The organism is Mesorhizobium sp. M7A.F.Ca.CA.004.12.1.1 (assembly GCF_003997835.1).
Lineage (GTDB): Bacteria > Pseudomonadota > Alphaproteobacteria > Rhizobiales > Rhizobiaceae > Mesorhizobium.
In genome coordinates this window covers 1-4147 of sequence record NZ_RZRK01000551.1, presented here as the reverse complement: position 1 = coordinate 4147, position 4147 = coordinate 1, and the positions used below count along the sequence as shown (strand labels likewise).

The window sequence follows — 4147 nt, the reverse complement described above, 5'->3', positions numbered from 1 at the left end:
CAGCTCGACGACATCCTGAGGGAAATTGTCGACCCCGGCCTCGAGATTGCGGCGCAAGGCACGGGCGGTGCCCATGTCGGTGCCGGGCGCCCGGCCGATGCCGAGATCGATGCGGCCCGGATGCAAGGCGGCCAGCGTGCCGAACTGCTCGGCAATCACCAGCGGCGAATGGTTGGGCAGCATGATGCCGCCGGCGCCGACGCGAATGGTCTTGGTACCGCCGGCGACATGGGCAATGACGACGGCTGTGGCCGCGCTGGCGATACCCGGCATGTTGTGATGCTCGGCCAGCCAGAAACGCTTGTAGCCCAGGCGCTCGGCATGGCGGGCAAGATCGAGCGAGTTGGCCAGCGACTGCGAGGCATCGCTGCCTTCGACGATCGGCGACAGGTCGAGAACGGAAAGAGCGGTCATGGATGGGATCCTGTGTCAGGACCGCATGTAGGAAGCATCCGGCGGCGCCGCAAATTCAAAAATATTGATCAGCCTTTGATAGCTTCGGGGTCGGCGATGTCGTCCTCCTCGACGACAACCGCGTGCTGCGCGGCGAGAAAATTGCCGACATGGCTGAGCCCGTCGAAATGATCGCAGAATACCTTGATGACGACCAGCAGCGGCACCGCCATCAGGGCGCCGACGAAGCCCCACAACCATGACCAGAAGGCGATGGCGATCAAGATTGCCACGGCGTTGATCTCCAGACGCCGGCCGACCACCATCGGCGTCACGAACTGGCCTTCGACGATGTCGCACAAGATCACGAAGGCCGGCGCCAGAAGCGCGTAGAAGATGGTATCGAAGCTGATCAACGCCATGACCGTGACAAGCACGATGGTGATCAGCGCTCCGACATAGGGCAAGAAGTTGAGCAACGCCGCGGCGGCTCCCCAGACCAGCGGATTGGGCATGCCGAGCGCCCACAGACCAAGAGCGATGACCGTGCCGAGGCCGGCATTGATGATGGTGACGGTGAGCAGATAGTGCGAGATTTCGCGCTCGACGTCATAGACGACGCGCAGCGCCCGTTTCTTTTCGCTGAGGCTGGCGAAGGACTGGATGATCTTTTCATAGAACATCGTGCCGGAGGCGAGCAGGAACAGCGACAGCACGAAAATGATAGTCAGGCCTGTTCCGGCCGACAGGATGTTGCTGGCGGCCGCCGACAGGATGCCGGACTGCGCCATCGCCACCCTCTGGATGCCCGGCTCCTGCGACGTCTGGGTCAGCTGTTCGATCTGATGCGAAATCTGCATGATCTTCTCGAGTGGGCGGCGCAATTGCGCCAGCCGTTCGGCAAGTTGCTGGCCTATCGAAGAGGTGTTGTTGATGAGGTCGATGATCGGTCCGCTGAGCAGGTAGCCTACGCTGGCAAAGATGCAGATCGACAACAGCACCAGAAGGGTCGCCGAAACCACTTCGGAGATGCCGTGCCTGCGCAGGAGCCTAACGATCGGCGTCAGCGTCAGCGCCAGCAGGAAAGCCAGAATGACCGGCATGAAGAAAGCGCGAGCGAAGTAGAGCGCATAGATGGCCATGAACAGGAAAATGCCGACGAGCAGCGAGCGCATCAGATGCGTGTCGGCGCGGGCCGCAACGCGCGAATCCGACTCGTCGGCGATGGCGCGGCCCAAGGCAGCGGGTTCGGTTTTCATGCTCACCCTCGAGCCGGCGCCCTCGGCGATCGGCTATTGCTTGCATGAACGCAGAGTTATGGGCGCAGGTTCCATGAGCCGGCTTCCGGAATGAGGCCCGTTTGCACGGGTCCGGAAATCAGAGCGCGCCGCAGCATCCAGGCCTGCACTCACGGCGTTGGAAGAGAGATTTGGCTTTCTTCCCAATGTCGTGGCGACGAGGACGAAAAATCCGGCCTTCTCAAAGGCAGCAGCCAGCAGCCGACATTTCCGTCAGGCTGCCGGCGTGGTGACGGCTGTGCCAGCCCTGGCTGTTTCCTTGCGCACGATCGGCGCCACCCTGGTGCCGTAGAGTTCGATCGCCTTCATGATCTTGGCATGCGGCATGGTGCCGATCGCCATTTGCAGCAGGAAGCGGTCATTGCCGAAGATCTTGTGCTGGGCGACGATCTTCTCAGCCACTTGCTCGGGACCGCCGACGAACAACGCGCCGTTCGGGCCGCGCGACTGGTCGAAATGCGCTTGGGATGTCGGACCCCAGCCGCGCTCGCGGCCGATGCGGTTCATCACCTCCGCCTGCGGGCCGTAAAAATCGTCGGCCGCCTGCTCGGTCGTCTCGGCGATGAAGCCGTGCACGTTGATGCTGGTGGCAAGGCCCCTCGGGTCGCTGCCGGCGCGCTTGGCGGCTTCGCGATAGAGATCGAACAGCGGCGCGAAGCGCGCCGGCTCGCCGCCGATGATGGCGAGCGCCAGCGGCAGGCCGAGCGCACCCGCGCGGGCGGCAGACTGCGGCGTGCCGCCAATGGCGATCCAGACCGGTAGCCTGTCCTGGAAGGGCCGGGGATAAACGCCGCGATCGTTGATCGGCGCGCGCAGATTGCCGGACCAGGTGACCTTCACGCCGTTGCGGATGGCAAGTAGCAGATCGAGCTTTTCGGCGAACAGCTCGTCATAGTCCTCGAGGTTGTAACCGAACAGCGGGAAGGATTCGATGAACGAGCCGCGTCCGGCCATGATCTCGGCGCGGCCGCCCGACAGAAGGTCGAGCGTTGCGAACTGCTGGAACACGCGCACCGGGTCATCAGAAGACAGAACGGTGACGGCACTGGTCAGCTTGATGCGCTTCGAGCGCTCGGCGGCCGCGGCCAGGGCCACGACCGGTGCGGAGGCGGCATAGTCGGGCCGGTGATGCTCGCCGAGGCCGAAGACGTCGAGGCCGACCTGATCGGCCAGCTCGACCTCCTCGATCAGGTTGCGCAGCCGCTCATGCGGGCCGATGGCGCCGGGGCCCGGCTGCGGGCTGACGTCGGCGAAGGTGTAGAGACCGAGTTCCATCTAATGTCATCCTGGTGTTGGAATTTGCCGCTAGACGTAGCCATCCGCCAACCTCGCCGCCAGAGGCGCGACGGTGAACAGTGCATGTCGTTTTCGGTTCAATCTCTTCGTCGCAATTCCCAAGGGAAAGCGCTGCGCGCTTTTCCCGGGAAAACCGTTTCACACTTCCCTGAAATTGCTCCAAAGGCGTCTCCCGAGTGCAACAGCCGACAATTTCATGGCTGCCATGCCGTTTTGGCGCTTGAACTCTCGGTTTTCGCGCGTATGTAAGCGTCGCGAATTGACTTCAGGGAAGTGGACTTGGCTATCTACAGGGAAAAAGACGTTTTCGAGCGGCGCAATGCCGCAAACGAGGCAAAGAAGGCGCTCCTCGAGCGCTTCAAGGCAAAGCCGGCGGCGGATGATCCCGCTGTGCTGGCGCGGCAGGCTGAACGCAAGGCGATCCTCGCGGCCCGCGAAATCCGCGAAGCTGAAAAGGCTCGGCTGAAGCAGGAGAAGCTGGCACGCGAAGCGGTCGAGAAGGCCGAGCGCGAGGCAGCAGCCGAAGCGGCACGTATCGCCGCCGAGGAAGCTGCACAGGCTGAGGCCAAGATTCGGGAATCCGAAGAGAACGAGCGCATCGCCCGTTTTCTGGCCGACGAAGCCGAACGCAAGGCCAAGCGTGACGCGCGTTATGCGGCACGCAAGCAGCGCACCGGCAGGACGCCGCCGGGCTTCTCCGCCCGCTAGCCTCAGGATTACCGAAGCAGCCAGCTTCGACAATCAGGGTCGCCTCACAGCGGCCCTGAAGGTGTTTGTCCCATGTCGCCCAAATATTGGTCCCGGTTCTGGGAGGATGACATGCGCAAACCAAAAGACCGTCAGGCGGCGAACTTCAGCCCCATGATGCCGCAGACGATGAGCGCGATGCAGGCCAGCCTGATCGCGGTGGCTGGTTCGCCGAGCAGCCAGATGCCGAGCAGTGCCGTACCGACGGTGCCGATGCCGGTCCACACCGCATAGGCGGTGCCAACGGGCAGCGCCTTCAGCGCCAGGCCGAGCAGAGTGAGGCTGACGACCATAGAGGCAACGGTCAGCACGGTCGGCACCAGTTTCGAGAAGCCATCTGTGTATTTGAGGCCGATTGCCCAGCCGATCTCGAACAGGCCGGCGAAAAAGAGAAGAATCCACGACATCGACAA

The 4147-nt window shown here is 63.0% G+C and carries 5 protein-coding genes; 1 reads left to right on the top strand and 4 read right to left on the bottom strand.

The features are described 5' to 3' along the window. The 3 genes from EN984_RS24795 to EN984_RS24785 form a co-directional block, all read right to left on the bottom strand. Positions 1 to 414: MsnO8 family LLM class oxidoreductase (locus EN984_RS24795; protein WP_127384015.1), on the bottom strand; the 414-nt coding region annotated here is incomplete at its 3' end. 68 nt (positions 415 to 482) lie between these two features. Beyond that, positions 483 to 1652, bottom strand: a complete 1170-nt coding sequence (locus EN984_RS24790) for an AI-2E family transporter (protein WP_127267668.1) — start codon at positions 1650 to 1652, stop codon at positions 483 to 485. 252 nt (positions 1653 to 1904) lie between these two features. Continuing rightward, positions 1905 to 2966, bottom strand: coding sequence for an LLM class flavin-dependent oxidoreductase (locus tag EN984_RS24785; protein WP_127267667.1), 1062 nt, complete (start codon positions 2964 to 2966; stop codon positions 1905 to 1907). A gap of 300 nt (positions 2967 to 3266) precedes the next feature. Between EN984_RS24785 and EN984_RS24780 the strand changes: the two genes are divergently transcribed. Then, positions 3267 to 3695, top strand: a complete 429-nt coding sequence (locus EN984_RS24780) for a DUF6481 family protein (RefSeq protein WP_023761392.1) — start codon at positions 3267 to 3269, stop codon at positions 3693 to 3695. 131 nt (positions 3696 to 3826) lie between these two features. On the opposite strand, the gene sugE is transcribed toward EN984_RS24780, so the two are convergent. Then, positions 3827 to 4141: a quaternary ammonium compound efflux SMR transporter SugE gene (gene sugE / locus EN984_RS24775; RefSeq protein WP_013528463.1), complete on the bottom strand. Its 315-nt coding sequence runs from the start codon at positions 4139 to 4141 to the stop codon at positions 3827 to 3829. Between the last annotated feature and the right edge of the window lie 6 nt (positions 4142 to 4147).